The sequence below is a fragment of the Paenibacillus sp. J22FR21 genome, from assembly GCF_056269135.1.
This window is the reverse complement of record NZ_JBWDNJ010000014.1, coordinates 39,642-66,362: the sequence shown is the minus strand read 5'-3', so window position 1 is coordinate 66,362 and position 26,721 is coordinate 39,642. Positions and strand designations below refer to the sequence as shown.

Annotated in this window: 26 protein-coding genes, 1 pseudogene and 2 riboswitches; of the genes and pseudogenes, 25 read left to right on the top strand and 2 right to left on the bottom strand. The window is 50.5% G+C overall.

What is annotated here, in order from left to right:
- Positions 1 to 25 precede the first annotated feature (25 nt).
- A complete protein-coding gene (locus tag AC0YNS_RS30265; protein WP_090648939.1) occupies positions 26 to 280 on the bottom strand; it encodes an AbrB/MazE/SpoVT family DNA-binding domain-containing protein in 255 nt (84 codons plus the stop codon).
- 274 nt (positions 281 to 554) lie between these two features.
- Here AC0YNS_RS30265 and AC0YNS_RS30260 point away from each other — a divergent pair, with 274 nt between their 5' ends.
- The 14 genes and pseudogenes from AC0YNS_RS30260 to AC0YNS_RS30195 all read left to right on the top strand — a co-directional run bounded on the left by AC0YNS_RS30260 (position 555) and on the right by AC0YNS_RS30195 (position 13,107).
- Positions 555 to 1,871 carry an HD domain-containing protein gene (locus AC0YNS_RS30260; RefSeq protein ID WP_475784632.1) on the top strand — a complete coding sequence of 439 codons (1,317 nt, stop codon included), beginning with the start codon at positions 555 to 557 and terminating at the stop codon, positions 1,869 to 1,871.
- A gap of 21 nt (positions 1,872 to 1,892) precedes the next feature.
- Positions 1,893 to 2,657 carry a TatD family hydrolase gene (locus AC0YNS_RS30255; RefSeq protein ID WP_475784631.1) on the top strand — a complete coding sequence of 255 codons (765 nt, stop codon included), beginning with the start codon at positions 1,893 to 1,895 and terminating at the stop codon, positions 2,655 to 2,657.
- Positions 2,658 to 2,844: 187 nt separating this feature from the next.
- A riboswitch (cyclic di-AMP (ydaO/yuaA leader) is annotated at positions 2,845 to 3,131 on the top strand.
- A 222-nt stretch (positions 3,132 to 3,353) separates the two neighbouring features.
- Positions 3,354 to 4,502, top strand: a complete 1,149-nt coding sequence (locus AC0YNS_RS30250) for a G5 domain-containing protein (RefSeq protein ID WP_475784630.1) — start codon at positions 3,354 to 3,356, stop codon at positions 4,500 to 4,502.
- Positions 4,503 to 4,618: 116 nt separating this feature from the next.
- Positions 4,619 to 5,179, top strand: a complete 561-nt coding sequence (rnmV, locus tag AC0YNS_RS30245) for a ribonuclease M5 (RefSeq protein WP_475784629.1) — start codon at positions 4,619 to 4,621, stop codon at positions 5,177 to 5,179.
- Positions 5,179 to 6,081 (top strand): 16S rRNA (adenine(1518)-N(6)/adenine(1519)-N(6))-dimethyltransferase RsmA, encoded by a 903-nt coding sequence (rsmA, locus tag AC0YNS_RS30240; protein WP_475784628.1) that lies wholly within the window; start codon positions 5,179 to 5,181, stop codon positions 6,079 to 6,081. The genes rnmV and rsmA overlap by 1 nt, the downstream gene beginning before the upstream one ends.
- Positions 6,082 to 6,151: 70 nt before the next feature.
- Positions 6,152 to 7,030 carry a sporulation peptidase YabG gene (gene yabG / locus AC0YNS_RS30235; RefSeq protein ID WP_475784627.1) on the top strand — a complete coding sequence of 293 codons (879 nt, stop codon included), beginning with the start codon at positions 6,152 to 6,154 and terminating at the stop codon, positions 7,028 to 7,030.
- A gap of 151 nt (positions 7,031 to 7,181) precedes the next feature.
- Entirely contained in the window at positions 7,182 to 7,454 is a 273-nt protein-coding gene (gene veg / locus AC0YNS_RS30230; protein ID WP_090985921.1) for a biofilm formation stimulator Veg, read from the top strand.
- Positions 7,455 to 7,619: 165 nt separating this feature from the next.
- Positions 7,620 to 7,793, top strand: a pseudogene (locus AC0YNS_RS30225) (small, acid-soluble spore protein, alpha/beta type); the annotation flags it as partial.
- A 343-nt stretch (positions 7,794 to 8,136) separates the two neighbouring features.
- Positions 8,137 to 8,991, top strand: a complete 855-nt coding sequence (gene ispE / locus AC0YNS_RS30220) for a 4-(cytidine 5'-diphospho)-2-C-methyl-D-erythritol kinase (protein ID WP_090985919.1) — start codon at positions 8,137 to 8,139, stop codon at positions 8,989 to 8,991.
- Positions 8,992 to 9,074: 83 nt separating this feature from the next.
- Positions 9,075 to 9,914, top strand: a complete 840-nt coding sequence (gene purR / locus AC0YNS_RS30215) for a pur operon repressor (RefSeq protein WP_475784626.1) — start codon at positions 9,075 to 9,077, stop codon at positions 9,912 to 9,914.
- Between the two features lie 27 nt (positions 9,915 to 9,941).
- Positions 9,942 to 10,334, top strand: a complete 393-nt coding sequence (locus tag AC0YNS_RS30210; RefSeq protein ID WP_475784625.1) for a RidA family protein — start codon at positions 9,942 to 9,944, stop codon at positions 10,332 to 10,334.
- 129 nt (positions 10,335 to 10,463) lie between these two features.
- Entirely contained in the window at positions 10,464 to 10,751 is a 288-nt protein-coding gene (gene spoVG / locus AC0YNS_RS30205) for a septation regulator SpoVG (protein WP_090985913.1), read from the top strand.
- Positions 10,752 to 10,981: 230 nt separating this feature from the next.
- The gene (glmU, locus tag AC0YNS_RS30200) at positions 10,982 to 12,373 is read left to right on the top strand and encodes a bifunctional UDP-N-acetylglucosamine diphosphorylase/glucosamine-1-phosphate N-acetyltransferase GlmU (protein WP_475784645.1); all 1,392 of its coding nucleotides are present in this window, start codon (positions 10,982 to 10,984) and stop codon (positions 12,371 to 12,373) included.
- An 83-nt stretch (positions 12,374 to 12,456) separates the two neighbouring features.
- A complete protein-coding gene (locus tag AC0YNS_RS30195) occupies positions 12,457 to 13,107 on the top strand; it encodes a 50S ribosomal protein L25 (RefSeq protein WP_475784624.1) in 651 nt (216 codons plus the stop codon).
- Positions 13,108 to 13,152: 45 nt separating this feature from the next.
- Here the strand turns inward: AC0YNS_RS30195 and AC0YNS_RS30190 are convergent, their stop codons facing one another.
- Positions 13,153 to 13,353 carry a hypothetical protein gene (locus AC0YNS_RS30190; RefSeq protein WP_475784623.1) on the bottom strand — a complete coding sequence of 67 codons (201 nt, stop codon included), beginning with the start codon at positions 13,351 to 13,353 and terminating at the stop codon, positions 13,153 to 13,155.
- A 129-nt stretch (positions 13,354 to 13,482) separates the two neighbouring features.
- On the opposite strand from AC0YNS_RS30190, the gene pth reads away from it, so the two are divergent.
- The 11 genes from pth (at position 13,483) to AC0YNS_RS30135 (ending at position 26,720) form a co-directional block, all read left to right on the top strand.
- Positions 13,483 to 14,043: an aminoacyl-tRNA hydrolase gene (gene pth, locus AC0YNS_RS30185; RefSeq protein WP_475784622.1), complete on the top strand. Its 561-nt coding sequence runs from the start codon at positions 13,483 to 13,485 to the stop codon at positions 14,041 to 14,043.
- Positions 14,044 to 14,098: 55 nt separating this feature from the next.
- On the top strand, positions 14,099 to 14,329 hold the full coding sequence (locus AC0YNS_RS30180) for an anti-sigma-F factor Fin family protein (RefSeq protein WP_090985905.1): 231 nt from the start codon (positions 14,099 to 14,101) through the stop codon (positions 14,327 to 14,329).
- A 159-nt stretch (positions 14,330 to 14,488) separates the two neighbouring features.
- Entirely contained in the window at positions 14,489 to 18,019 is a 3,531-nt protein-coding gene (mfd, locus tag AC0YNS_RS30175) for a transcription-repair coupling factor (protein WP_475784621.1), read from the top strand.
- Complete coding sequence (locus AC0YNS_RS30170; protein ID WP_475784620.1) at positions 18,006 to 19,100, top strand: peptidylprolyl isomerase; 1,095 nt, start codon at positions 18,006 to 18,008, stop codon at positions 19,098 to 19,100. Before mfd ends, AC0YNS_RS30170 begins: the two co-directional genes overlap by 14 nt.
- A gap of 74 nt (positions 19,101 to 19,174) precedes the next feature.
- Entirely contained in the window at positions 19,175 to 20,224 is a 1,050-nt protein-coding gene (locus tag AC0YNS_RS30165) for a lactonase family protein (protein WP_475784619.1), read from the top strand.
- A 360-nt stretch (positions 20,225 to 20,584) separates the two neighbouring features.
- Positions 20,585 to 21,832 (top strand): urea ABC transporter substrate-binding protein, encoded by a 1,248-nt coding sequence (urtA, locus tag AC0YNS_RS30160; protein WP_475784618.1) that lies wholly within the window; start codon positions 20,585 to 20,587, stop codon positions 21,830 to 21,832.
- A gap of 121 nt (positions 21,833 to 21,953) precedes the next feature.
- A complete protein-coding gene (urtB, locus tag AC0YNS_RS30155) occupies positions 21,954 to 22,862 on the top strand; it encodes an urea ABC transporter permease subunit UrtB (RefSeq protein ID WP_475784617.1) in 909 nt (302 codons plus the stop codon).
- A 35-nt stretch (positions 22,863 to 22,897) separates the two neighbouring features.
- The gene (gene urtC, locus AC0YNS_RS30150; RefSeq protein WP_475784644.1) at positions 22,898 to 23,989 is read left to right on the top strand and encodes an urea ABC transporter permease subunit UrtC; all 1,092 of its coding nucleotides are present in this window, start codon (positions 22,898 to 22,900) and stop codon (positions 23,987 to 23,989) included.
- On the top strand, positions 23,949 to 24,737 hold the full coding sequence (urtD, locus tag AC0YNS_RS30145; RefSeq protein ID WP_475784616.1) for an urea ABC transporter ATP-binding protein UrtD: 789 nt from the start codon (positions 23,949 to 23,951) through the stop codon (positions 24,735 to 24,737). The genes urtC and urtD overlap by 41 nt, the downstream gene beginning before the upstream one ends.
- Positions 24,715 to 25,410, top strand: coding sequence for an urea ABC transporter ATP-binding subunit UrtE (urtE, locus tag AC0YNS_RS30140; RefSeq protein WP_475784615.1), 696 nt, complete (start codon positions 24,715 to 24,717; stop codon positions 25,408 to 25,410). Before urtD ends, urtE begins: the two co-directional genes overlap by 23 nt.
- A 118-nt stretch (positions 25,411 to 25,528) precedes the next feature.
- Positions 25,529 to 25,654, top strand: a riboswitch (guanidine-I (ykkC/yxkD leader).
- A gap of 52 nt (positions 25,655 to 25,706) precedes the next feature.
- On the top strand, positions 25,707 to 26,720 hold the full coding sequence (locus tag AC0YNS_RS30135) for an ABC transporter substrate-binding protein (RefSeq protein ID WP_475784614.1): 1,014 nt from the start codon (positions 25,707 to 25,709) through the stop codon (positions 26,718 to 26,720).
- The last annotated feature ends 1 nt before the right edge of the window (position 26,721 follow it).

Below are 26,721 nucleotides of genomic sequence, written 5' to 3'. Positions count from 1 at the left end.
TAACCTATAAAACTGAATTTGTCTCTTATTTTGTAACAGGAGTCGGCATTTCCGTTAAACAAACGTTACAAACGATTTTGCCTTTGAAATAAGCGACATTCTCTGCGTTGCCACAGAAGATACAAGCCGGCTCATATTTCTTCAGCATGATGCGCTCGCCATCTACGTAGATCTCAAGAGCATCCTTCTCACCGATTCCAAGCGTACGGCGCAATTCAATCGGAATTACTACACGTCCCAGCTCATCTACTTTACGCACAATTCCTGTAGATTTCATCATATCTATTATTCCCCTTCGCAATGGATTAACTCGTCATCATTCGACAAAATTCTATCATATAATGCCTTAATAATACCAACGTTTCCCATAATAGTCAACCTGGTTTTAACGGTAATTGTGACCAGTAATAACCGATTACCGTTGTAAATAGGCATTTGTTCAATATATATATAGTACTGCAAACGAAGTCCGGTTGGAAATGATATTGCGACATTATTCGACATTAGTTCGACATTTGTGTCGAATGATTGAACTTTAAGGAGCGTGATTCGACATGAGTGCTGCTCATCGAGAGGATAAACTCGCGGAAGAGAAAGTATTTAAGGACCCTGTACATAAATATATTTACGTTCAGGATCAGCTGATTTGGCAGCTCATAAATACGCGGGAATTTCAACGGCTGCGTCGCATTCGCCAGCTTGGCACTTCGTATTTGACCTTTCATGGAGCAGAGCACAGTCGGTTCTCACATTCCCTGGGCGTCTACGAAATTACTCGCAAAATCATATCTCAGTTTGAGCGCAGCGGTTATACCGATTGGCCAAAGGAAGAGAAGCTCGTTGCCCTATGTGCTGCTTTGCTTCATGACATCGGACATGGCCCATTCTCTCATTCCATAGAGGATGTGTTCGACAGCCACCATGAGGAGTGGACATGCCGCATTTTGCTTGGAAATACGGAAATTAATGCAGTCTTACGCGAATTTGATTCGAGCTATCCGGAGCGCATTGCCGCCGTTATTTGCAAAACCTATCATCAGCCTATAGTGGTCAGTCTGGTCTCCAGTCAGATGGATGCCGATCGCATGGATTACTTGCTTAGAGACGCTTATTTTACGGGAGTGAATTACGGCACCTTTGATCTGGAGCGTATATTGCGAGTGCTGCGGCCTCATCAGGGCAGGATTGTGGTGAAGGAAAGCGGCATGCATGCCGTCGAAGACTATCTCATGTCTCGTTATCAAATGTACTGGCAGGTGTATTTTCACCCGGTCACGAGAAGCTCTGAAATTATATTAAGGCAAATCTTCCGAAGGGCGAAGGAGCTCTTCGCGAATGATTACAAATTTCATACATTAATGAAGCCTATAAAGATGCTGCTTGCGGGCACAATGGACATTGAAGGGTATTTGGATCTGGATGAAGCCCTTGTTCAAACGGCTTTTGCACAATGGGTCCATGAGCCTGATCCCGTGTTGTCGGACCTATGCCGTAGGTTTCTCAATCGCAAGCTGTACAAATATGTTACGATGGATCACCCTGATGAGAAGCTGTGGCAAGAAATCCGTGAGCAGCTGCAAGAAATCGGCCTTCATCCGGACTATCACCTAGAAATTGACTTTCCTTACGACATGCCCTACGATGTTTATCGTCCCGGCTCAACAACTGCTGCGGGCAAGGAAGAAAAACCTCCGATTCTGCTGCTGAGCAGTGATGAACGATTGTCGGAAATCTCAAGCCGCTCGGATATCATTCGTTCCATTACCGGTATCCATCAAGGTAAGTACCATCTTTATTACCCGGAGGAACCGCTTCGCGAATCAGCTCACAGGCTGCCTGCGAAACTCCGCGAATTATTTGCTTTAATGTAGAAAGGGGTTTCCATATCCATCATGTTAATCGACACGCATACGCATTTAGACTCGCCTAAATTCGACGAAGACCGAGCAGAAGTTATCGAAAGAGCGCAGGCTGCCGGCGTACATAAGCTCATCAATATCGGCTTTAACCGTGAGACCATCCCAACTACGATGGCGCTTGCCGAGCAGTATTCCTTTATATATGCGGCTGTGGGCTGGCATCCGGTTGACAGTATTGATATGCGTCCCGAGGATCTGGATTGGATTGCATCGCTTTGTGACCATCCGAAGGTTGTGGCGATCGGCGAAATTGGTCTGGATTACCACTGGGACACCTCGCCTAAAGATGTTCAGCAGCGAGTATTCCGCGAACAAATCCAATTAGCCAAGCAGAAACGGATGCCAATCGTTATTCATAATCGGGATGCCCACGAGGATGTCGTCCGTTTGCTTCGAGAAGAGGATGCCAAGGACGTTGGCGGGGTCATGCACTGCTTCTCCGGTAGTTGGGAAACGGCGAAACAATGTCTCGATATGAACTTCTATATTTCGTTCGGTGGACCGCTTACATTCACCAATGCAAGGGTGCCAAAGGAAGTGCTTTCACAAGTGCCTCTGGACCGAATTTTGATCGAAACGGATGCTCCTTATTTGGCTCCTCACCCCCATCGCGGAAAACGAAATGAGTCTGCATTCGTCCGTCTTGTAGCAAACACGATCTCGGAGATAACGGGTAAAAGTGTGGAGGAAGTCGGCGAAATAACCACGGAAAACGCAAGGAAATGTTTTGGAATCTGATGAAAACGGCTTTGAAAGCAAGGATTTGGGACTATTCTCGTGATAAAACTGATTTTGATTGAAGAAATTGCTTGCTTTTCGTCTATTTTTCCTTGAAATTCGTTAAAATCGTCATTAATCAGTTCTTTACAATGTGGCGCGGTAGACGGTATGATTCATTTCAGAGCAACAAAACTTGTATTCCTTTTCCAATAAAACGCTTAATCTCCGGAATTCGGAGAGCGGGGGAACCAATTGTTGAAACTGTTTGTATCACGGAGAAACAGCTTGTTCGTTTCTTCTCCTTAAAACGTGTTCGTCGACTAAAGGGCGACACTGTTTTGTACAAGGCAGACAGCGATAGACATGAAATTCTTCTTGGGGTGAATTTTGCGACCGGCACAGCAGCAATTGTTCGAACGTGCCATTAGCGAATAGGGCGACTCTCACGTCCGAATCCGACAGCTAACCTCGTAAGCGTCAATAAGAGAGATCACCCTCGTGCATGCAATTCCATGCTACCATTGTCTAATGGGAAGCCACGAAACAGATCCTCTGTCGTCGGGCTTCTTTTTGTTTGAAAGAAGCATAAACTGACGACAAAAGCTGTATTATGGAAGTGGTCCGGGGCTGAATTTGGAAAGAAAATCTCTATAGTCGCGTCTATGTAATCATGCGTAACAAAGGCGGCGGGGCTATGTAAGGAGGACCGATGAAATGGGAGCACTCCAGCTTAAGGACACCCATGGGAAACGATCATCCAGCATGTCTTTCGCATTGCGATGGAAGCATGAGAACATGCGTTTAATTGTACTAAGCGCTATGATCTCAATCGCTATGACTTTCATGTTTCTGGTGTTGTTGTACGGAACGGCTGACAAGCGCGTGTCCGTAGTAGTGAATGGACGAGAAACCATTGTCTCTACGAAGCAATGGGTCCTTCAACGCCTACTGGATGAACAAGCTATTGCAGTTGGCACTTATGATAAAGTGTCGATGCCGCTGGATGGCGGTATTAAAGACGGTGACCGAATTGTTATTAATCAAGCGGTGCCTCTTATTGTAAAAGCTGACGGCAAAGCAAGAACGTTGTACACGACAGAAAGAACCGTACAGGCGGCGATCGATCAGGCTCATATATCGATACGCAGTCAAGATAAGGTAGTACCTTCGTTATCCTCGGGACTTAAACCGAATATGATTATTTCAATCACTCGGATTGATACGAAGATCTCGGAGAGTACCCACCCCGTTCCCTTCTCCACTGTGAAGAAGGATGATCCCAAGCTAGCGCAAGGGAAAGAACAGCTTGTCCAAACGGGTAAACAAGGCACGGTCGTTAAACGTTATGAAAAGACTTTCGAAGACGGAGTTCTAGTCTCGCAGACATTAGTCGAGAAGTTGACCAAGTCACCTTCTGTCGATCAAATCGTGTCGGTCGGGACGAAGAAACCTGAACCGAAGGTAACGATGCTGCGGGCGAATTCGCCGAGCATATCTACCATGACGAAGCGAGGCGTTACGTTCAGTGCAAAGAAAGTAATAAAGAATGTAACCCTTACGGCTTATTCTGCCGGCTTGGCTTCGACGGGTAAAGGCAAGAACCATCCACAGTACGGTATTACCGCATCGGGAGCACGCGTTCAAGAAGGCCGTACCATTGCGGTCGACCCGAAAGTCATTCCGATTGGCTGGTGGGTGTATATCGAAGGAATCGGTTTCCGCCGAGCTGAGGATACGGGCAGTGCAGTCAAAGGCAACAAGATTGATGTTTACTTTGACAGCGAGTCGTATGCCGATAAATTTGGGCGGAAGCGGGGCTATACGGTTTATGTGCTGGGTCCGAAGAAACCATCAGCAGTGTAGGCAGTATTCCTCGGTATGAACATGCGTATCGTATTTCGCGCGTAAATATGCCATCATAAGAAGAGGCGATGCCTCTTCTTTTTGCATGTTGTACGGAAGGGAAGGAATGGAGTCCCATGATTAAAGAAATCATTGTAGTAGAAGGTAAAGACGATACTGTCGCCATCAAACGCGCCGTTGAAGCAGAAACCATTGAGACCGGTGGGTCGGCGATTGGCGAAGCGGTAATCCGCCGAGTCATGCTGGCGCAGGAGCGCAGAGGCGTTATTATTTTCACCGACCCTGATCATGCAGGCGAGCGAATCCGCAAGATCGTGGCGCAGCGTGTACCAGGCTGCAAGCATGCTTTTCTCCCTCAGGAGGAGGCGCTTTACAAAGGAGACATAGGCGTCGAGAACGCATCACCGGAAGCAATTAAGCGAGCACTCGCTAATTTGCGGACGGAAGCGACGTCTGACACTGCCGGCCTTGCTGAGGTCACGATGGAAGATTTAATGCAAGCAGGTCTGCTCGTACATCCGCAAGCTTCGGATAGACGGCTGAAGATGGGCAATCTGCTCGGAATCGGCTATGCGAATGGCAAGCAGTTCTATAAGCGCTGTTCGATGTTTCGAATTACGCGTGAGGAATTTATGCGGGCTCTAACCACGATGGAGCAGGCGAGCGAAGGAGATTAATGATGACAGAGGGAATGAAGGCAGGTGTCGATGTTGCTTCACCGAAGCGCACGAAAGACATTATCGCCAGATACGGTTTCACATTTAAGAAGAGCCTCGGTCAGAACTTTCTGATCGATCAAAATATTTTGCGCAACATTGTCAGCGCCGCTGAGCTGGATGAGACGAAAGGCGCGCTTGAGATCGGGCCGGGTATCGGCGCATTGACGCAGAAGCTGGCAGACGCTGCAGGACGCGTAGCCGCAGTGGAGATCGACAATCGGCTTATTCCGATTCTTAAGGATGTATTGGCGGATACGCCGAATGTGCACGTCGTACATGGCGACGTGCTGAAGCTCGACCTTGCCCAGCTGCTGAAGGAGCAGTTTGCCGGGCTCTCCGGCGTGAGTGTTGTTGCGAACCTGCCTTATTACGTGACGACTCCGATTCTGATGAAGCTTCTGGAAGAGAAACTGCCGCTTGAGAATATCGTCGTCATGATCCAGAAGGAAGTCGCGCAGCGGATGGCGGCCAAGCCCGGTGGCAAGGAGTACGGCAGCCTTAGCGTTGCTGTGCAGTACTATTGTGTGCCTGAGCTGGTTTGCATTGTCCCGCATACCGTCTTCATTCCGCAGCCGAATGTTGATTCCGCGGTTATTAAGCTTTCGCTGCGGGACAAGCCGGCTGTTGAAGTCGAGAACGAAGCGCATTTCTTCCAAACGGTACAGGCTTGTTTCGCGCAGCGCCGCAAGACCATTGCGAACAATTTGACCGCTTATGTAGGCAAAGTGAATCGCGAGAAGCTCGGACCGCTGCTTGAAGGCATCGGCATAGATCCGTCCCGGCGTGGGGAGACGCTGTCTCTTGAGGAGTTTGCGGCATTGAGCCGTGCACTCCTGGCTGCGGACTTACACAGCAGCTAGACGAAAAAATAAAAGTGAGCGCACCATCAGGGGCGTCTCCCCATAGGATAGACGAAGAGGTGATTTGCCCATGAAGCAAGGGGACCTGGTCGTCCGCAAATCCTATGGCGGGGACGTCCTTTTTCGTGTTGCGACAATTCTAGAAGAACAGACAGCCATCCTAAAGGGCACCGACTATCGTCTGCTTGCAGACGCGCCAATTGTCGATTTGTCCGTTATGAGCGATCCGGAATCTTCCGGCGCAGCGAGGCAGGCACGCATTAAGGCCAGTGAGTCCACGCTAAGGATGCAGGAACAACGCGAGCAGCAGATAATTGAACGTGAACTGCAGCGCGCGCAAAGCCAATCCCAGCCGTACTTTGAGGTGCCCGGAAAAGTACTTCATTTGGACGGGGACAGCAACTATATGAGAAAAAGCATGCAGCTGTATACGCAAATGCGCGTCCCTGCCCACGGGGTATACGTACATGAATCCCAAATGGCCGACGTGGTTTACCGACTGCTTCCACAGATTAAACCGGATATTGTCGTGATAACCGGCCATGACGGCGTGCTGAAGACTCGGAACCAGGATGATCTGCATAACCTGGCCAGCTACAAAAACTCGCAAAATTTCGTTAATGCAGTACGGATAGCGCGTCAGTATGAGAAAAGCAAAGACAGCTTAATTGTCGTAGCCGGCGCATGCCAATCGCATTATGAAGCGCTGCTGCAGAATGGATCGAACTTCGCCAGTTCTCCGGGCCGGGTGCTCATCCATGCGCTGGATCCGGTGTATGTCGCCATTAAAGCCAGCTATACCTCGATACGAGAGACGATCAATTTATCGGATGTCATTCACGGCACAATCAGCGGAATCGATGGAGTCGGGGGCATTGAAACATTAGGGAAGTTCCGGGTTGGTTTGCCTAAGCCTAAAACGCTGACCGGTGTAAAGCCAACTGTATAATATGGCTGCTTCGGGCTAAAATATACGTACCGGAGAAAAAAGTACCCTTTTTTATATTGACACCAAAGTGACTCCACTGTTATAATTATAATTTTTTGACAAACCACCTCCTTTTGGTTATAATGGACAAGGAAAGAGGTGGTAGTGCACAATGGCAAAAAATGCGCTATTGGAAATCAAACGCAGTTTGGAAACCCATGTCGGCTCCAAAATCCGTCTTCGTGCTAACGGTGGTCGTCGAAAGACGATTGAACGGACCGGTGTGTTAGAAGAAATCTACCCTTCTGTATTTATTGTCAGGCTCGACCAGGAGCAGCATGCGTTTAAGCGCGTCTCTTACAGCTACGCCGATATATTAACGGAGTCCGTTGAAGTTACGGTGGACAGTGACGATGGTCAAGTACGCATTACGTATATACAATGAGATAAATAGGAATCGAACATGTGCAGATTTGCGGACGCGGCGAGAGCAGCGTAGGCAGAATCTGCACTTTTTTTGTGCCGATATGGCCGTACCTTTTACTCCGTATGAGAACGACAAAAACAACCATACTAACGGTACTACCCGTTTCAAAGGAGGAGAGTGTATATGTCACGCAGACGCCGCGGTACGATGAGTGAAGAGCTGAAGAAAGAGCTGGCGAAGGATCTGGGCTTCTATGATACCGTGCAGAAGGAAGGCTGGGGAGGCATTAAAGCAAAGGATGCCGGCAATATGGTAAAACGTGCGATTCAAATCGCTGAGCAGGCCGCTGCTAAGCAATATGCCGCGCAGCAGGCGCAATCCCAGCCCTATCAGCCGCAAACGTATCAGTCGGCACAAACTACCTACAGCCCTCAGCCTGCCCGCAGTCCATTCGTGCAGCCGCAAACGCAGCCTAATTATGCGCCACAGCGCCAGCAGGCATCCGGTACGGTTCCGGCTTATATGCATCAAGCCATGCAAGCCGCGCAGCAGCAAGCGTCCCAATATCAACCACACTAAGGGGTTATTTCAAGCTAAGGTGTTGAGCAGGCCCGTAGACTGCTCAAAGCATCTTAGCTTTTCTTATGACCTTTTGTTATAATATGTGAAGTTTAACGATAACGGACGGGTGAGCCTACATATGAAGATTTATGAGAAAGCGCCGGCAAAAATCAACCTGCTGCTGGACGTCATGCGTAAGCGTGAGGATGGATTCCACGAGGTTGAAATGATTATGACAATGGTGGATTTAGCAGATCGGCTTGAGATGGAAGAGCTTCCGCGGGACACCATCATTATCTCGAGTCAGGCGGGATATATTCCGCTTGACGAGAAGAATTTAGCCTTTCAGGCAGCAAGACTGATTAAGGATCGCTACAATGTCCGTAAAGGCGTCTATATTCATCTGGATAAGAAGATACCTGTTGCCGCAGGGCTTGCCGGCGGAAGCAGTGATGCAGCCGCTACGCTGCGGGGGCTCAATCGGCTGTGGGGGCTGGGCATCTCCGAAGAAGAGCTGTGTACGCTCGGTGCGGAGCTTGGCTCCGATGTACCGTTCTGTGTAACCGGCGGTACTGCAATCGCACGCGGCCGCGGAGAGAAGCTGGAGCGAATCAGTAACCCGCCGCAATGCTGGGTCATTCTGGCGAAGCCGCCAATCAACGTTTCCACGGCAGACGTGTACGGGAAGCTGCGCGCTTCCGAGCTGAAGCAGCATCCATCAACAGCGGACATGCTGTCCGCGATCTCAAGCGGTTCATTCGGCGGCGTCTGCACGTATCTGGGCAACGTGCTGGAATCGGTAACGCTTCAGCTTCATCCCGAGGTGCTGCAGCTTAAGGAAATTATGCAGCGACTGGGCGCAGATGGCGTGTTAATGTCAGGCAGCGGACCGACGGTTTTTGGCCTTGTAAGCAAGGAAGCGAAGGTCTCGCGCATCTACAATGGACTCCGCGGATTTTGCAAAGAAGTCTATGTGGTAAGAATGCTGACATGAACCCTACGTGCGTCTTGATTAAATCCGTATGAAAATGGTATTATGTCATTATAATATTCGGATTTGGCTGGGGGGAGTACACGTTGAAGAAGTTAAAACGGAGTGCAAGGTTAGTAGAAATGACGCAGTACTTACTTACACGCCCCCATACGTTAATTTCTCTGACAGCATTCGCTGATCGCTACCAATCTGCCAAGTCATCTATTAGTGAGGATCTGGCGATTATTAAAGAGGTCTTCGAAGAAGAAGGACTCGGTGAGCTGCATACGTTGGCAGGAGCCGCCGGAGGCGTGAAATATACGCCGAAGATGGGTCAGGCCGAGGCACTTGGCATCATGAACGGCATTTGCCGTCAATTGGAGCAATCGGAGCGGGTACTTGCCGGGGGCTACTTGTACATGACGGATATGCTGGGACAGCCAGGGCTGCTCGCAGATGTTGGACGAATGTTTGCAACCGCATTCGCAGCTTCGGATATCGATGTCATCATGACGGTCGAGACGAAAGGGATCCCTCTTGCTTATGCAACGGCAGCTTGCATGAATTTGCCTGTTGTCATTGTGCGTCGCGACAATAAAGTGACGGAAGGCTCTGCTGTGAGCATCAATTACGTATCGGGCTCCAATAAGCGTATTCAGACGATGTCGCTTGCACGTCGTGCATTGAAGGAACATGCACGCGTATTAATCATTGATGATTTTATGAAGGCCGGCGGAACGATTCAAGGCATGATGGATTTGCTGTTCGAGTTCAACGCAAAGGTAGCCGGTGTCGGCGTATTCGTGGAATCCGGGGAATTGGAAACCGAGGATCGATTGCTAGAGGATTATGTGTCGTTGGCGAAGCTGACGGCTGTAGATATGAAGACCAAACACACAACCGTTGTACCGGGCAACTATTTCACGTCCCGGACATCTGTTTAGCATCTAATCGAGGAGGATTACTTGTTCATGAAAGCACAACCTCAAATCGTGGCGACAACACAAGCGCCAGCTGCAATCGGACCTTACTCCCAAGCTATAAAGATTGGCAACCTGCTGTTTACCTCCGGTCAAATTCCGCTGACAGCGGAAGGCGTTCTTATTGAAGGTGGAATTGAAGAGCAGACGCATCAAGTATTCCGTAATCTACAAGCTGTCCTGGCTGAAGCGGGAGCAACGTTCGCTGACGTGGCGAAGGCGACGGTGTTCATTAAAGATATGAATCAGTTCGCAGCGCTCAATGCCATTTATGCATCCTACTTCGGCGACCATAAGCCGGCTCGCTCTACCGTTGAGGTTGCGCGCCTGCCCAAAGACGTTCTTGTCGAAATTGAGCTGATCGTGGCGATTGAAGTCGAATAGAAACGGATAATATTCCGATTTAAAAAATATTTTCAAACTATACAGATATTTTCCAGAATCATGAAGGAATTCGCATTGAAACGTGGAAGTATACACCAAGTCCTTGATAGGCAAAGGTGGTGAACACAGATGCAAATTACCGATGTTAGACTCCGCCGAGTAAATTCCGAAGGCCGGATGAAGGCAATCGCCTCAATTACCATTGACAATGAGTTTGTCGTTCACGATATTCGCGTGATTGACGGTAACAATGGAATGTTTGTGGCAATGCCAAGCAAGCGTACTCCTGATGGAGAATTCCGCGATATCGCACACCCTATTTCTTCGACGACACGGGAGAAAATCCAAGCTGCCGTCCTAGCAGAATACGAACGTGCAGCGACGGAAGAAGATGTAGCAATCGAAGAAGGCGCCTAAATCAAGGTGTTAAGACGTCTAGCAAAGAGAGCCCAACCGGGCTCTCTTTTCTTTTGCCCACAGATACGCTATATTCAGTAGAGCATTTAAGCAAGGTGAATCGGCTGCAGCTATCCGATATGGTGGCGCCGGCGAGGTTCATTTCGGAGAAATATAAGCTGTGTCTATGGTTTATATTTTGAATAACATAGGGATATAGAAGCTGGGAGGGACATCCTTTGAAGAAAGTAATGGCGATCGTATTGGCAGCTGGACAAGGAAAACGAATGAAGTCCAAACTATATAAAGTGTTGCATCCGGTTTGTGGGAAGCCAATGGTGGCGCATGTGCTGCAGACGGTACAAGATGCGGCTTGTGAGCGCACAGTCGTCGTTCTTGGTCATGGCGCGGAAACGGTCCGCACGTATCTCGGAGATGGCGTGGAGTTTGTTCTGCAGGAGCAGCAGCTTGGTACGGGCCATGCCGTACAGCAAGCAGAGCCGCTGCTTGGCGAGGAAGCGGGAACGACGGTCATTCTGTACGGAGATACGCCTCTGGTGACTTCAGAAACGATTGCAGCGCTGCTTGCGCTTCACACGAAGACAGAATCAGCGGCTACCGTGCTGACGGCCATTGTGCCTAATCCACAAGGACTTGGTCGTATCATCCGCGATGAAGCCGGCAATGTACTGCGGATCGTGGAGCAGAAGGACTGTGCGCCTGAGCAAGCGACGATTACGGAGATCAATACAGGCATGTATTGTTTCGACAATAAGAAGCTGTTCCAGGCGCTGAAGAAGGTAACGAATAACAATGCACAAGGTGAGTTCTACCTCACTGACGTGATGGAAATATTGAAGAACGCAGGCGAGACCGTCGGCGCGTATTGCACGCCGGATTATGCCGAAGGCATTGGCGTTAACGACCGTGTCGGCCTTGGAGAAGCGGAAGCGCTCATGCGTGCCCGAATTAACCGGAAGCATCAAATTAACGGCGTGACGATTATCGATCCTGCTGCGACTTACATTGAAGCAGATGTGGTTATCGGCTCGGATACGATTGTTTACCCAGGCACCGTATTGCGCGGTCGTACTGTGATCGGAGAAGACTGCGTGATTGGTCCTCATGCGGATATTACGGATACGGAGATCGGAAACGGTGTAACAGTGAAGCATTCCAACGCTGTGGAGTCGGTTATTGGCGACGAATGTGCAGTAGGACCATATGCCTACTTGCGTCCGGGTGCGAAGCTTGGTGCAGGCTGCAAAATCGGCGATTTCGTCGAGATCAAGAACGCTGAGCTAGGCGAAGGCACGAAGGTTTCCCACCTGAGCTATGTTGGGGACGCGAAAGTAGGTAAAGACGTGAATATCGGCTGCGGCGCGATTACCGTTAATTATGACGGCTATAACAAGTCACTGACCGAAATCGGCGACCGTGCTTTCGTAGGCAGCAACGTGAATTTGATTGCGCCTGTTAAGATCGGTGACGGTGCTTATGTCGTTGCAGGATCTACCATTACGCAGGACGTGCCGGACAATGATGTAGCGATCGCTCGCGAACGCCAGGTCAACAAACCGGGTTATGCGGAGAAGCTGCGCGGACGCGCCAAAGCGAAGAAGGATAGCAAGGCGAAAGGCTGATTGTGAGAAGTTGTTCGTTTATTTCCGGGGCGGAATGGGTATGAATATATGGAAATCACTACACTCTCAGGAGGTTTCCGACTATGGCGATACCATTTCGAGCAGAAGCACGGACGACAGCCACGCAAGGCCAATTGAGACAAATGAGACAGCAGGGCAACATACCCGGCGTCGTATACGGCACGAAGCTAAGCAAATCGATTTCGATCTCGGTCAATGAGAAGGAGCTGACGCATTTGCTGCGCTCCCATCCCCATGCCTTGCTTGAACTTGATATTCCGGGAGAAGGCAAGCAGCCCGTCATGCTGACGCAAGTGCAGCGCGAGCCGCTGACACGCGAGCTGCTCCATATTGATTTCCATCAGGTGAACATGAATGAAACCATCAAAACGCCGGTTCGGCTGGAGATGGTCGGTGACTCTACCGGGGTGCGCGAAGGCGGAATTCTGCAGGCGATGCTGCATGAGCTTGAGGTGCATTGTTTGCCGGATCGTATACCGGAGGTCATTGAGGTGGATGTGTCCTCACTCGGCATCGGGGAGAACCTGTTAGTCAGTGATTTGAAGCTTCCATCCGGTGTAACGACCAAGCTGGACGCAGACCAAGTCATTGTAACGATTCTGACTCCTCAGAAAGATCTGACGGCGGAAGAAGCAGAGGATGCGGCGGTAGAAACGAAGGAAGCGGAGCAGCGTGCACATGAAGCGGAGATGCATGCGGTTAAGTTCGAATAAAAGAACGATCAGGGCTGCGGGTAAGAGGCAGCCCTTTACTTTTTTTCAATAGCCGGGTCTGGAAACAAAGGTAAACTGCTTGCGGCTGTAGAAAATATTATTCATCTTGATGTACGATGGGCTGAAATATTCGACGTAGCCAATATCATGATGTTCTTGGCCCCAATAGACTTGGACAGGAACTTGATGCTCATGGTGATCCTGGAAATGATAATCGTCGAAGATAGGCTGGCCGTTTACATACATCGAAAGATACGCTCCTTTATGAACGAAGTTCGGCTTTTCTGCCGAATCTATATGTATGACAATTGAAGGCGAAGATTCGTTGCATAAAGAAAAAAGAAATTTGGTTGTAGCAGGAGTTGAGGATTCAGCATGAAATGGATAGTCGGATTAGGCAACCCCGGCACCGCGTATCAAGGGACGCGGCATAATGTGGGCTTTATGGTCGTCGATGCGCTGGCTAAGCGTTGGGGGATTAGCGTTACGCAGAGCAAATGCAAGGGACTTATTGGCGAAGGCAATGTGGCGGGAACGAAAGTTGCACTCATTAAACCGATGACCTTTATGAATTTATCCGGTGAAACGGTAAGAGGCTTCATGGATTATTTTAAAGCGAATTTGGAAGATGCCATTATCGTTTACGATGATATGGATACGGAAACGGGCAAAATCCGTCTGCGTTATCAAGGCAGCGCCGGCGGTCATAATGGGATTAAGTCCATTATTCAGCATACAGGGACCCAGACGTTCGACCGGATTCGAATTGGTATCTCTCGTCCGCAGCCGGGCATGAGCATTTCGGACTATGTGCTCTCGAATTTCCCGAAGAGCGAGCAGGATCTGCTGAAGGTGATGGTGGAAGATAGCTGCGATGCGGCCGAGTTCGCCCTAACGAATCCATTTGAACGCACGATGGCCAAATATAACCGTTAAATTTCAGCCGATGCGGGCATACTGAGGGTATAACGAATACTCAGGAGGCATACATATGGCTGTAAATTATATTTGCCGGCATTGCAAATCGCAGATTGGGTCGATCGACAACGCCCAAATTTCAGAAACACAGCTCGGTTTCCATTTCTTGACCCCCGAAGAGCGCAGCGATATAATAGCGTATAATCCGAACGGCGACGTTACGGTTAACGTGGTTTGCGACTATTGCCGCGAGGCAATCGACAGCAACCCTGAGCTGCTGCTTGTTTCGAACCCGCTGCAATAAGCGGGCTGCAGGAAATGAATGAAGAGCCTTGGCGTACGGCTGAGGCTTCTTTTTGTAGTGATCTCGAATGGAAAATGTGAATTGTACCTTTGCTAGAGGACGGCAGGTGCCGGTTCTTATAGATTGTCTGGTGTGGAAAGAAACGAGGTGCCGCTAACGTTGAAAGCATTACTGGAAGCTTACGCTGCGGATACGGATTTTCAATCTATCGTATCCGGAATCAAGAAAGGGATGCAGGAGCAGCTGATATCGGGGCTCGCCGGTTCTTCGAGGCAGGTCATGATCGCTGCTCTGAAACAGGAGTTTGACAGACCGATGCTGGTGGTCACTCACAATATGTTCGCCGCGCAGAAGATTGCGGAGGATCTGGTGGAGTGCTTGTCCGAGAACGAGGTCCTGCTGTATCCCGCCAATGAATTAGTCGCTGCAGAAGCAGCAATATCGAGCCCGGAAACGCTGGCGCAACGGATGGATGTGCTTATCCGACTGTCGCAAGGGTTTCGCGGGATTGTTGTCGTGCCGTTCTCCGGCGTACGGCGTTTCCTGCCGATAAGCAGCGTGATGGCCGGTGCTCGCATCGAGCTGCGTGTAGGCGAGACGCTATCGTTGGAAGCGTTCTTACGCCAAATGGTAGAGCTTGGCTTTGTGCGCGTCGATAAGGTAGAGGGCAAAGGTGAAATGAGTGTGAGGGGCGGAATCGTCGACTTCTTCCCGCTTACTTCAGCGCATCCATATCGGGTGGAATGGTTCGACGACGAGATCGATTCGATTCGTTCCTTTGATCAGTCCGATCAACGCTCCATTGAGAAGATGGAGACGTATACCGTACCGCCTTGTCAGGAAATTCTGGCTGATGCGAGAAGGTTTGAGAATGCGGCTCAGCATGCCGCAGAGCTGCTGGAGCAGCAGCTGCTGAAGATGACAGACCGCACAGCGAAGGATCGTCTGCGTTCGGAGATCGGTTCGGAGCTTGAGAAGCTGCGGGAGCATGTGTATTTTCCGGAAATCTATAAATATATTTCGCTGCTCTATCCGGAGCGGCATACGTTATTTGACTATGTACCTAAGGATACGCTGCTTATTTATGACGAGCCGACAAGGCTGATTGAAACCGGTCGCCAGCTGGAGCGGGATGAATCGGAGTGGGCGCTGCATCTCTTAACGAACGGCAAAGCGCTGCCTTCGCTGGCCCTTGCGCGTCCTTCTGACGACGTGCTCTTCCATCGTCCGTTCCCGACGCTGTTTCTTTCCCTTTTCTTAAGGCAAATTCCGCATACGCAGCCGCAAAATATTTTGAACGTAGTGTGCCGCTCCATGCAGAACTTCCACGGTCAAATGAACGTGCTGAAAGCGGAGATGGAACGTTGGCGCAAGACAGGCGCCACGGTTATGATGCTGGCCGGAAACGCGGAGCGGATGGACCGCATGCGCCGGGTGCTGCATGACTATGGCATTGAACCGCCTGTTATCATGGAAGGCAATCTGCAAACGGGCTTCGAGCTGCCTTCGATTCATCTCATCGTAATTACCGAAGGCGAGATGTTCTCGCAGAAGCAGCGCAAGGCGCGCCGCCTCGATAAGAAGATGGACAATGCGGAGCGGATTAAGAGCTATACGGAGCTGAAGGTAGGCGATTACGTCGTCCATCAGAATCATGGTATCGGCAAGTACATGGGGATCGGTACGCTTGAAATTGCCGGTATCCATAAGGACTATATGCATATTTTGTACGCGGGCGGCGACAAGCTGTCTGTACCGATCGAGCAGATTGACCTGATTCAGAAATATGTCGGCTCCGAAGAGAAAGAGCCGAAGGTGTATAAACTTGGCGGCAGCGAATGGACGCGGGTGAAGAGCAAAGCGCAATCGTCGGTCAAAGACATTGCCGATGAGCTCATTAAGCTGTATGCCGAGCGGCAGTCCACGACCGGCTTCGCATTCGGCGCAGATACTTCGTATCAGCAGGATTTCGAGGCGATGTTCCCTTATGACGAAACAGTCGATCAGCTGCGGGCCATAGCCGAAATCAAGAAGGATATGCAAATCGCGCGTCCGATGGATCGCCTGCTCTGCGGAGATGTCGGCTACGGTAAAACCGAGGTAGCAGTAAGGGCAGCATTCAAGTCCGCTATTGAGGGTAAGCAGGTCGCTATTCTGGTACCAACAACGATTCTGGCGCAGCAGCACTATGAAACCTTCCGGGAGCGTTTCTCGGGATTCCCATTCAATGTGCAGGTGCTCAGCCGTTTCCGTTCGAAGAAGGATCAAACAGCCACAATGAAAGGGCTGAAGGCGGGCACGGTCGATGTCGTCATCGGCACACATCGTCTGCTTTCGCAGGATATTATTTTCAAAGACCTGGGACTGCTTATCGTGGATGAGGAGCAGCGTTTCGGCGTGTCGCATAAAGAGAAGCTGAAGCGGCTCAAAACAAACGTCGACGTGCTGACGCTGACGGCAACGCCGATTCCGCGCACGCTTCATATGTCGATGCTCGGTGTGCGGGACTTGTCCGTCATTGAGACGCCGCCGGAGAATCGTTTCCCGGTTCAAACCTATGTGGTGGAATACAGTCCATCGCTTGTGCGGGAGTCCATCGAGCGGGAGCTTGCGCGCGGCGGCCAAGTGTACTATCTATATAATCGCGTACAGGGAATCCACCAGATGGCAGAGCAAATCCATGCGCTTGTGCCGGATGCACGGGTGGCGGTCGGTCATGGCCAAATGTCGGAGCAGGAGCTGGAGAAGACGATTCTGGACTTCCTTGACGGGGAATCCGACGTGCTTGTCAGCACCAGCATCATTGAGACAGGCGTTGATATTCCGAACGTCAATACACTTATCGTCCACGACGCGGACAAGATGGGGCTTTCTCAGCTGTATCAGCTGCGCGGCAGGGTAGGACGTTCCAACCGGATCGCTTATGCATACTTCACCTACCAACGTGATAAAGTACTGACAGAAGTGGCCGAGAAACGGCTGCAGTCGATCAAAGAATTTACGGAGCTCGGCTCCGGATTCAAGATTGCGATGCGCGACTTGTCGATCCGCGGAGCGGGGAACCTGCTTGGTGCGGAGCAGCACGGGTTCATTGCCTCTGTTGGCTTTGATCTGTATTCGCAAATGCTGGCTGATGAGATTAAGAAGCGTAAAGCAGACATGGGCGGCGGCGAAGTCGAGGAGCCTGTGAAAGAAGTCAGCACGATCATAGATATGAGCATCGATGCCTACTTGCCGTCTTCCTATATTTACGATAGCATACAGAAGATAGAGATTTATAAGAAAGTGGCCTCGGTTCGCACCTTCGAGGAAGTGGAAGATTTGCGTGAGGAGTTGATTGACCGGTTTGGCGATCTGCCGCAAGCGGTCGACAACCTGCTTTCTGTAGCTCGTTTGAAGGTGTACGGCGCGATCTGCGGCATTGAGCAAATCGGCGGAAAAGGCGAGGATATCGCCTTGCGTTTCGCGGAACGTGAGAAGCAGCGGTTCGACACGAAGAAGGTTGACATGTTATGCCTGCAGCTGGAAAACCGATTCAAGCGTTCGGCCGGACAAGAGCCTTATCCGCTTATGCAATTAAGGGGCAAAGGATTGTCGGTGGAGCAGAAGCTTGAGCTGCTGGAACGTTTTTTGATGCACTATAAAGACACCATTCAATCGAAAGGGGAACTACAGAATGTTACGCACTAACTATTGGAGAAAAGCGACTCTGCTCGCACTGGCTGCTGTGCTGGTTGTTGTATTGGCAGCAGGCTGCGGCAAGAAGAAAGAGGAGGGCGCGGCTCCGGGTACGGGCGAAGGCAAGACGATCGCTACGTATACAGACGGCACGGTAACGGATAAGGAATTTAAGAAGTACTCGACATTCTTTGGCATCGTACAGCCTCAAACAGAGATGTACCTCAGCATTCCACAGCTGCAGGAACAATTTCTGCGTGAATATATCGGCTACAAAGTGTTGTACAAGCGTCTAGGCGACGTTAAGCAAGATGATGCCACGAAGAAAGAAGTCGACAATTTCTACACGCAAATGAAGCAGCAAATCGACGGTACACCGGAAATCAAGAAGAAAGCCGATGACGCTGGTTTGACTGAAGACGATATTAAATACTTCTACTCCATGATCTCTACGATTATGAAGGAGCAAGAGAAGAAAGTAACCGACGATCAAGTAAAGAAAGAATTCGAAACGACAAAAGCCGATTATAACGTGATTAGCGTTCGTCACATTCTCATTGGCACTGTAGATCCTGCGACAGGCGAAGAGAAGCGTAAAGACGAAGAAGCGCTAAAAATCGCGAAAGAAGTAAAAGCGAAGCTGGATGCAGGCGGCGACTGGAAAGAGCTTGCGAAGAAGTACTCCGACGATACAGGCTCCAAAGAAAACGGCGGTCTGTACGAAGCGCAGCAAGCGAAAGGCTGGGTTGCGGAATTTAAAGACGCAGCCAACAAGCAAGAAATCGGCAAAGTCGGCGAACCGGTTAAATCCCAATTCGGTTACCATGTCATGAAGGTTGAGAAACGCGAAGCTACAGCATTCGATAAATTAACCGCAGAAGACAAGACGCTGCTGAAGCAAGCTGTTGCCTCGGCAAACCTGAATAAATTTATGACGGACGAGCTTCCGAAGCTGATTACGAAGATTGATCTGCCTAAAGCGGAAACGCCTGCTGCAGATGATTCCAAGACGGATGATTCGAAGACGAATGATTCGAAAACAGACAACACGGACAAAGCAACAGACGATAAAGCAACAAACGACAAGAAGTAAGAAGCAACACAACAAGCTCAGCCTCATGGCTGGGCTTGTTTTGAACATATCAGCGAAAAATGGGAGGCGTTTCAATGGGACAGCAGCTATTTTTTGTGGGATCTTATTCAGCGAAAGAGCAAGAAGGCATCTCTGGCATGGTCTTACATACGGAGGACGGCGCAATTACGCGACTTTCAGGTCAAGCAGGCATTCTTAATCCATCCTTTCTAAGAAGCAATGAAGCAGGCACAAGACTCTATGTGGTCAGTGAGACAGGGGCAGAGCCGGGTAGTGTGCACAGCTTTGCCATCCATGCCGATAACGGGGAACTGAAGGCGATCAATGAAGTAACCACTCAGGGCGGTTCACCTTGCCATATTGAATTCGATGCTACTGGGAAGCTGCTTGTGGTGACGAACTATACAGGAGGCAATTTGGCTGTATACGGAATCGAGAGTGAGGATGGTGCGCTCGTGCCGGCGGATTCCGCTGTTCACGAGGGAAGCGGGCCGCGAAAGGATCGCCAGGAAGCGCCGCATCCGCATTCCGCCATTATTGATCCGGCCAACCGTTACGTGCTGATTGCAGACCTCGGTATTGATCAACTCGTTCATTATGAAATCGATCATGCCGCGCAGAAGCTGGTTAGACTAAAGGAGACGGAGATGCCGGCCGGCGCGGGTCCGCGTCACATGGCATTCCACCCGCAGTCGCCTGTATTGTATGTGATTAATGAGCTGGACAGCACAGTAGGCGTTTACGATTATGAGGCCGAACAGTCTCAGCTCTCGTTGAAGCAAATTATCTCCACACTGCCGGAAGGATACGACGGAGCGACGACATGTGCCGACATTCATGTGACGGCGGATGGCCGCTTCTTGTATGCCTCCAACAGAGGGCATGATAGTATTGCGGTTTATCGCGTAGTTGCGGAAGGGAAGCTGGAGCTTGTCGAGATTACGCCGAGCGGCGGCAGAACACCGCGAAATTTTGCGATCTCGCCGGATGGACAGTACCTGCTGGCAGCTAACCAAGATTCGGATAACATCGTAACTTTCCGAATCGATGAAGCGACAGGCGGACTGACGCCTACGGGCAACGTCATCGAGACGAGCAAGCCGGTTTGTATTTCTTTTGCATAAGTAGGCGAGGTAGAAAGTCGGATGGGCACTTGGTGCCTGTCCGGCTTTTTTTGTTGTATTCAGGGATGGCTCGTGGGATTAGTGAAAGGGACTGGGGTGAAGTTTACGTGTTAAGTAAATGTAATATATATGGCACATACAAACGTAGTTTTTGAATAATTCAATCACAAGAGTGAGTAAATATAACATAAATTCGATCAATTTCGGAGTGTATGCGCTACCATATAAATATTTCCATCATTTATGTAATCTTTGTTGACATCAAACTTGGGCTGATCTTATAATGAAACCACGAACGATGGAAGTTCAATCCAGTAAAACGTTCGGATTAGAGATAAAAAGTGGATAGGGAGTGGGAGAATGAGGAAGAACGTTTGGAAAAGTGGGGTTTTCATCCTGTTTGCCTGTTGTTTGGTGCTGGCAGGCTGCAGCAAGAACGACAATAAGGCCGCATCGACGAATGCAGCCGGTTCCGGCGACAGTGCAAGCGAAATTAAAGTCGGCATTCTTCATTCTCTTAGCGGCACGATGGCAATCAGCGAAGTATCGGTTAAAGATTCGGAAATGATGGCGATTGACGAAATAAACGCTAAAGGCGGTGTATTAGGGAAGAAGATCGTTCCTGTCGTCGAGGATGGCGCGTCCGACTGGCCGACATTCGCGGAGAAAGCGCGGAAGCTGATTTCGGAGGATGAGGTAGCGACTGTTTTTGGCGGATGGACATCTTCCAGCCGTAAAGCGATGCTTCCGGTGTTCGAGGAGCTGAAAGGCTTACTCTGGTATCCGGTTCAGTATGAAGGCTTAGAGCAATCCCCGAACATCATGTACACCGGCGCTACGACCAACCAACAAATCGTTCCGGCCGTCACTTGGCTGCTTGAAAACCACGGCAAGAAATTCTTCCTCCTAGGCTCTGACTACGTATTCCCGCGCACCGCTAACAAAATCATCAAAGAACAGCTGAAAGTTGAAGGCGGCGAGCTCGCCGGTGAAGAATACACCCCTCTTGGACATACCGACTATGCAACAGTCATTGCCAAAATCAAAGAAGCGAAGCCGGATGTGGTGTTCAATACGCTTAATGGCGACAGCAACGTGGCGTTCTTCAAACAATTGAAGGATGCAGGCATCTCCTCAAAAGACCTGACGACCTTATCCGTATCCGTAGCAGAAGAAGAAATTCGCGGTATTGGCGTCGATGTACTGGCTGGTACATATGCCGCTTGGAATTACTACCAAACAACAGATACCCCGGCGAACAAAACCTTCGTTGAAAACTATAAGAAAAAATACGGCGAAGACCGTGTTACGGCCGACCCGATTGAAGCGGGCTATGACGCTGTTTACCTCTGGGCGGCAGCAGTTGAGAAAGCAGGCTCCGCGGACGTAGAGAAAGTGAAAGAAGCGGCCAAAGAGCTGGAGTGGGATGCGCCGGAAGGCAAAGTGAAAATCGACGGCGAAACACAGCATCTGTACAAAACGGTTCGAATCGGAGAGGTTCAAACGGATGGCCAGTTCAAGGAAGTATGGAACTCCGGAGAGCCCGTTAAGCCAGATCCTTACCTCAAAGGCTACTCATGGGCTGCCAGCTTGAGCGAAAGCAAATAATAAATCAATAGTCCGGTACTAACGTGAACTGCGCCGCCGCCAGACACAGCAAGGCCCAGCAATTGGGCAGCGCTTGATGTGTTTAGGACGGCGCAGTTTGCATAAGGGGTGAATGCGATCGATGGATGTTATCATAGTGCAGTTGTTTAACGGGATCAGCGTAAGCTCGATTCTGCTGCTTATCGCGCTTGGTCTGGCGATTACCTTCGGCCTAATGAAAGTCATTAATATGGCGCATGGCGAGCTTATTATGATCGGTGCCTACACCGCATACGTCGTGCAAAATCTCTTTACTACTTATATGCCTGAATCGGCATTCGGCTGGTATTTCGTGCTTGCCATACCGGTAAGCTTCTGCGTTGCTTTCGCGTTTGGCATGGTGCTGGAGATGACGCTTATCCGATTTCTCTATGGGCGGCCGCTCGATAGTCTGCTTGCCACCTGGGGTGTCGGACTCATGCTGCAGCAGATCGCCCGGAGCATCTTCGGTGCACCAAATGTCGGCGTAACAAGTCCCGAATGGCTCAATGGCGGTGTAACTGCACTGGGCGGCGTTGTATTCCCGTACAAGCGACTATTCATCATCGGTCTGGTGTTGGTCTGTTTGTTCGTCATGTATCTGTACATCTATCGGAGTCACTCCGGACGCAGAATGAGAGCCGTTATGCAAAATCGTGAAATGGCTGCCTGCCTCGGCATTTCAACGCGCAGAGTAGATGCGATGACTTTCGCGATTGGCTCTGGCATTGCGGGTATCGCGGGGTGTGCGCTTACGCTCATTGGTCCGATTGGTCCTTCGATTGGGACGTACTACATCGTGGATGCGTTTATGGTCGTTGTACTCGGTGGTGTAGGGAAGCTGGTAGGCACGGTGTTCGGTGCGCTTGGCATCGGGATGTCGAATACGATCTTTGAATATTGGACGACGGCTTCGCTTGGCAAAGTGCTTGTGTTCCTGTGTATCGTTGCTTTCCTGCAGTGGAAGCCGATGGGGCTTGTGGCGATGCGCTCACGTTCGCTTGATAACTAGACGGGATAGAGTTGCCCTTGAAAGGTGGAGTCATGATGCAGCTTCGAACGATGACGCCTGAGCGGATATGGCTTTTGGCGGGTTATGCGGTTGCCGCTGCTGTGTTATTCTGTGCACCGCTTGTGTTGAGTGATTTTCGTTTAAATTTGCTGGCGAAGTTTCTAGCCTATGCCATTGTAGCGCTGGGGCTTGATTTGATATGGGGGTATACCGGCATTCTCAGCCTGGGACACGGTGTGTTCTTCGGCTTAGGCGGCTATGCGATGGCAATGTATCTGAAGCTTGATGCGAATGGAGGTAAACTTCCCGACTTTATGGATTGGAGCGGCCTAACGGCGCTTCCTTGGTTCTGGAAGCCGTTCGGATCGCTGCCCTTTGCCTTGCTGGCGGGTATATTAATACCGGCACTACTGGCTCTGATACTAGGGTACTTCACGTTCCGCAATCGAATTCGCGGCGTGTACTTCACGATTCTAACGCAGGCGCTCGTCATCATTACCGTCACGCTGTTCATTGGGCAGCAGGCGTATACCGGCGGCACGAACGGAGTGACCGGCTACAGTAAGCTGCTCGGCTTCTCGCTGGCGTCGCCGGACACGAAACGCTACCTATACTGGTTGACAGTCGTGCTGCTAATCGGGGCCTTTATACTCTGCCGATTTATAGTGAAAAGCCGCTTCGGTAAGGTGCTGCGAGCAATAAGGGATGGCGAGAATCGGGTACGGTTCATCGGGTATAACCCTGCTGTCTATCAGATGGTCGCCTTCAGCATCTCGGCAGGGCTTGCCGGACTCGCAGGCATGCTGTTCGTACTGCATGTCGGCATTATTTCTCCCTCTATGATGGGCATTGTACCTTCCATCGAGATGGTGCTCTGGGTAGCAATCGGAGGCCGTGGAACATTGGTCGGCGCGGTGCTTGGCGCAGTGCTGCTGAATTCTGCTAAGAGTGCTTTCAGCGAATCTTACCCGGATATATGGATTCTGTTCATGGGCGCATTGTTCGTCGTTGTCGTGGTCTTCTTACCGAAAGGAGCGGCGGGCCTGTTTGGGCAATTCAAGTGGTTTAGAAGGAGGAAGGCAGCTGATGAAGGAGCAAAAGGAGTCCCTAGTAGTCCTGCAGTGTGACGAGGTAACGGTCGACTTTGATGGGTTTAAAGCGGTACAGGGGATGAATTTCTCCCTTGCCCGGGGGGAGCTGCGATTTCTGATCGGCCCCAACGGAGCGGGGAAGACGACGATGCTTGATGTCATATGCGGCAAGGTGAAGCCGGCTGACGGAAAGGTGCTGTTCAGCGGAAGCGTTGATATTACGCGGAAGAAGGAGCATCAGATCGCGGAGCTTGGCATCGGTCGCAAATTTCAAACGCCGTCCATATTCGCGTCCCTTACCGTGATGGAGAACTTTGAAATTGCGATGAAGCAGAAACGGGGCGTATTTGCCGCGATGCGAGCGAAGATGCGAGCTGAGGATCGAGAGCGAATTCATGCTCAGCTTGAGCTGGTTGGACTGTCGGGAAAAGCGGACTGGCGAGCTGGCGGACTCTCGCACGGGGAGAAGCAGTGGCTCGAAATCGGGATGATGCTGCTGCAGGAGCCGGAGATTCTGCTGCTGGATGAGCCTGTTGCCGGGATGACCGATGGGGAGACCGAGAAAACCGGCGAGCTGCTGCAGCATATTCGCAAGACGCAGTCGATTGTCGTCGTGGAGCATGACATGGAATTTGTGCGCAGCTTCGCGAGCAAGGTGACGGTGATGCATGAGGGGAAGCTGCTGAAGGAAGGATCCATGGAAGAAGTGCAGCGCGATGACCGCGTAGCGGAAGTGTATCTGGGGAAAAGGCGGGATGTCGATGCTAGCCGTTCAACAGCTTGAAGCGGGTTATGGGGAGAGCGTTATTTTGCGGCAGGTTACGCTTCAGGTGCGGCCGGGGCAGGTCGTCTGTTTGCTAGGGCGTAACGGGGTCGGCAAGACGACGCTGATGAAGAGCATTATGGGGGTGCTGAAGGCGCGAAAAGGTACGGTGACCTACAAAGGAACCGATCTGACGAAGCGGGCGCCCGGCGAGCGTGCGAAGAAGGGGATCGGATACGTGCCGCAAGGGCGCGAAATCTTCCCGCAGCTGACCGTATTTGAGAATGTGCTGCTCGGATTGGAAGCGTGCAAAGAGAAAAAACGCGCCATTCCGGAGTCGGCCGTTGCCAAATTTCCCGTATTGCCTTCGATGTATGGTCGCAGAGGCGGTGATTTGAGCGGCGGACAGCAGCAGCAACTGGCTTTTGCCAGAGCGCTTGCCTCCGAGCCGGAATTGCTGCTGCTCGATGAACCGTGTGAAGGCATTCAGCCATCGATTGTCGATGATATCCGCGATGTGATTCGATCGATTAAGGCAGGAGGCGAGACCGCTATTCTGCTGGCGGAGCAAAGTTTGGAGTTTGTGAAGAGTGTCGGAGACTACTTCTACATCCTCGAGAAAGGCTCGATCGCATGGGAAGGCGGCTTGTCCGATTTGAACGATGAAGTCATCCGTCATTATTTGACCGTCTAGCATTCATGTAATAAAACCTAACATAGACATTGACACATTAGCTATTTCACTCTTACAATACAGATAAATGTAAGGTTGGTTAACAATAGAATATCGGTTCTCGGCAATTTACGGGAACGAAAAAGCTGTCTAGGGTTCCGTGGTGTCACAACCAGCTGGTCCGAGAGGCGGCGTATGGAGAATGGCTCACATGAACTTGGGCCGCGATCTCCGTATAACACGGAAGGACAAAAGCCTGGGAGATCTCTCCTGAGGCTTTTTCTATTCTTATAGAGAATCGATAGGAGTGGGGAGAAATGAAGAGAACGAAACGGACGACGGTTACACTGTTACTGCTAGCTGCAATGCTGACGGCGCTCACCGGCTGCGGAGGTTCCAAGGAAGCTTCATCCAGTTCGGACGATTCGCCGATTACAATTGCGCTTAGTCCTTGGCCGGGCTGGTTCTTCTGGTACCTCGTCGACGAGAAGGGCTTCTTCGAGAAACATGACGTCAAAGTCGATCTGAAATGGTTCCCGGTTTACAGTGATTCTCTTCAAGCACTCGCTACGGGCAAAGTGGATGCCAATAGCCAAACGCTCAGCGATACACTTGCTCCCGCATCCAAAGGAATCGGCTTGAAAGCCGTTCTTGTCAATGACAACTCCTATGGCGGTGACGCGATTGTCAGCAAGTCGAACATCGGCTCCATTGCCGAGTTGAAAGGCAAAACCGTTGCAACGGAGCTCGGAACCGTCGATCATCTGCTGCTGCTGACCGCGCTGGATCAGAACGGACTGACAGAGAAGGATGTCAATTACGTCAATATGACGGTCAACGATGCAGGACCTGCATTTATATCCGGCAAAACAGATGCATCCGTGCTATGGGAGCCGTTCCAAACGAAAGCAGTTAAAGAAGGCAAGGGCAAGGTGCTCTTCTCTTCCAAAGATACACCGGGCCTCATTCCCGATCTGCTCGTCTTCCGCGATGATGTCGTGAAGAACCGTCCGGATGATATTCAGAAGATCGTAGATGCATGGTTCGATGCGCTGAATTATTTTAAATCCCATCAGGATGAAGCCATTAAGCTTATGGCGGAGAAAGCAGAAACGACGCCGGAGGATTTCAAGCTTGGTCTTGACAGCATTAAGCTGTTCACACCGTCGGATAACGTGAACGCATTCGGTAAACGCGATGATTACACGTCGTTGCCTTATACCGCTCAGAAAACGGCCGACTTCTTGAAAAAGCTCGATATGGTGGATGAAATCAAAGACTTCGACGTCCTCTTCGACTCATCGTTTGTAGAAAAAGCAGCTAAGGAGTGAT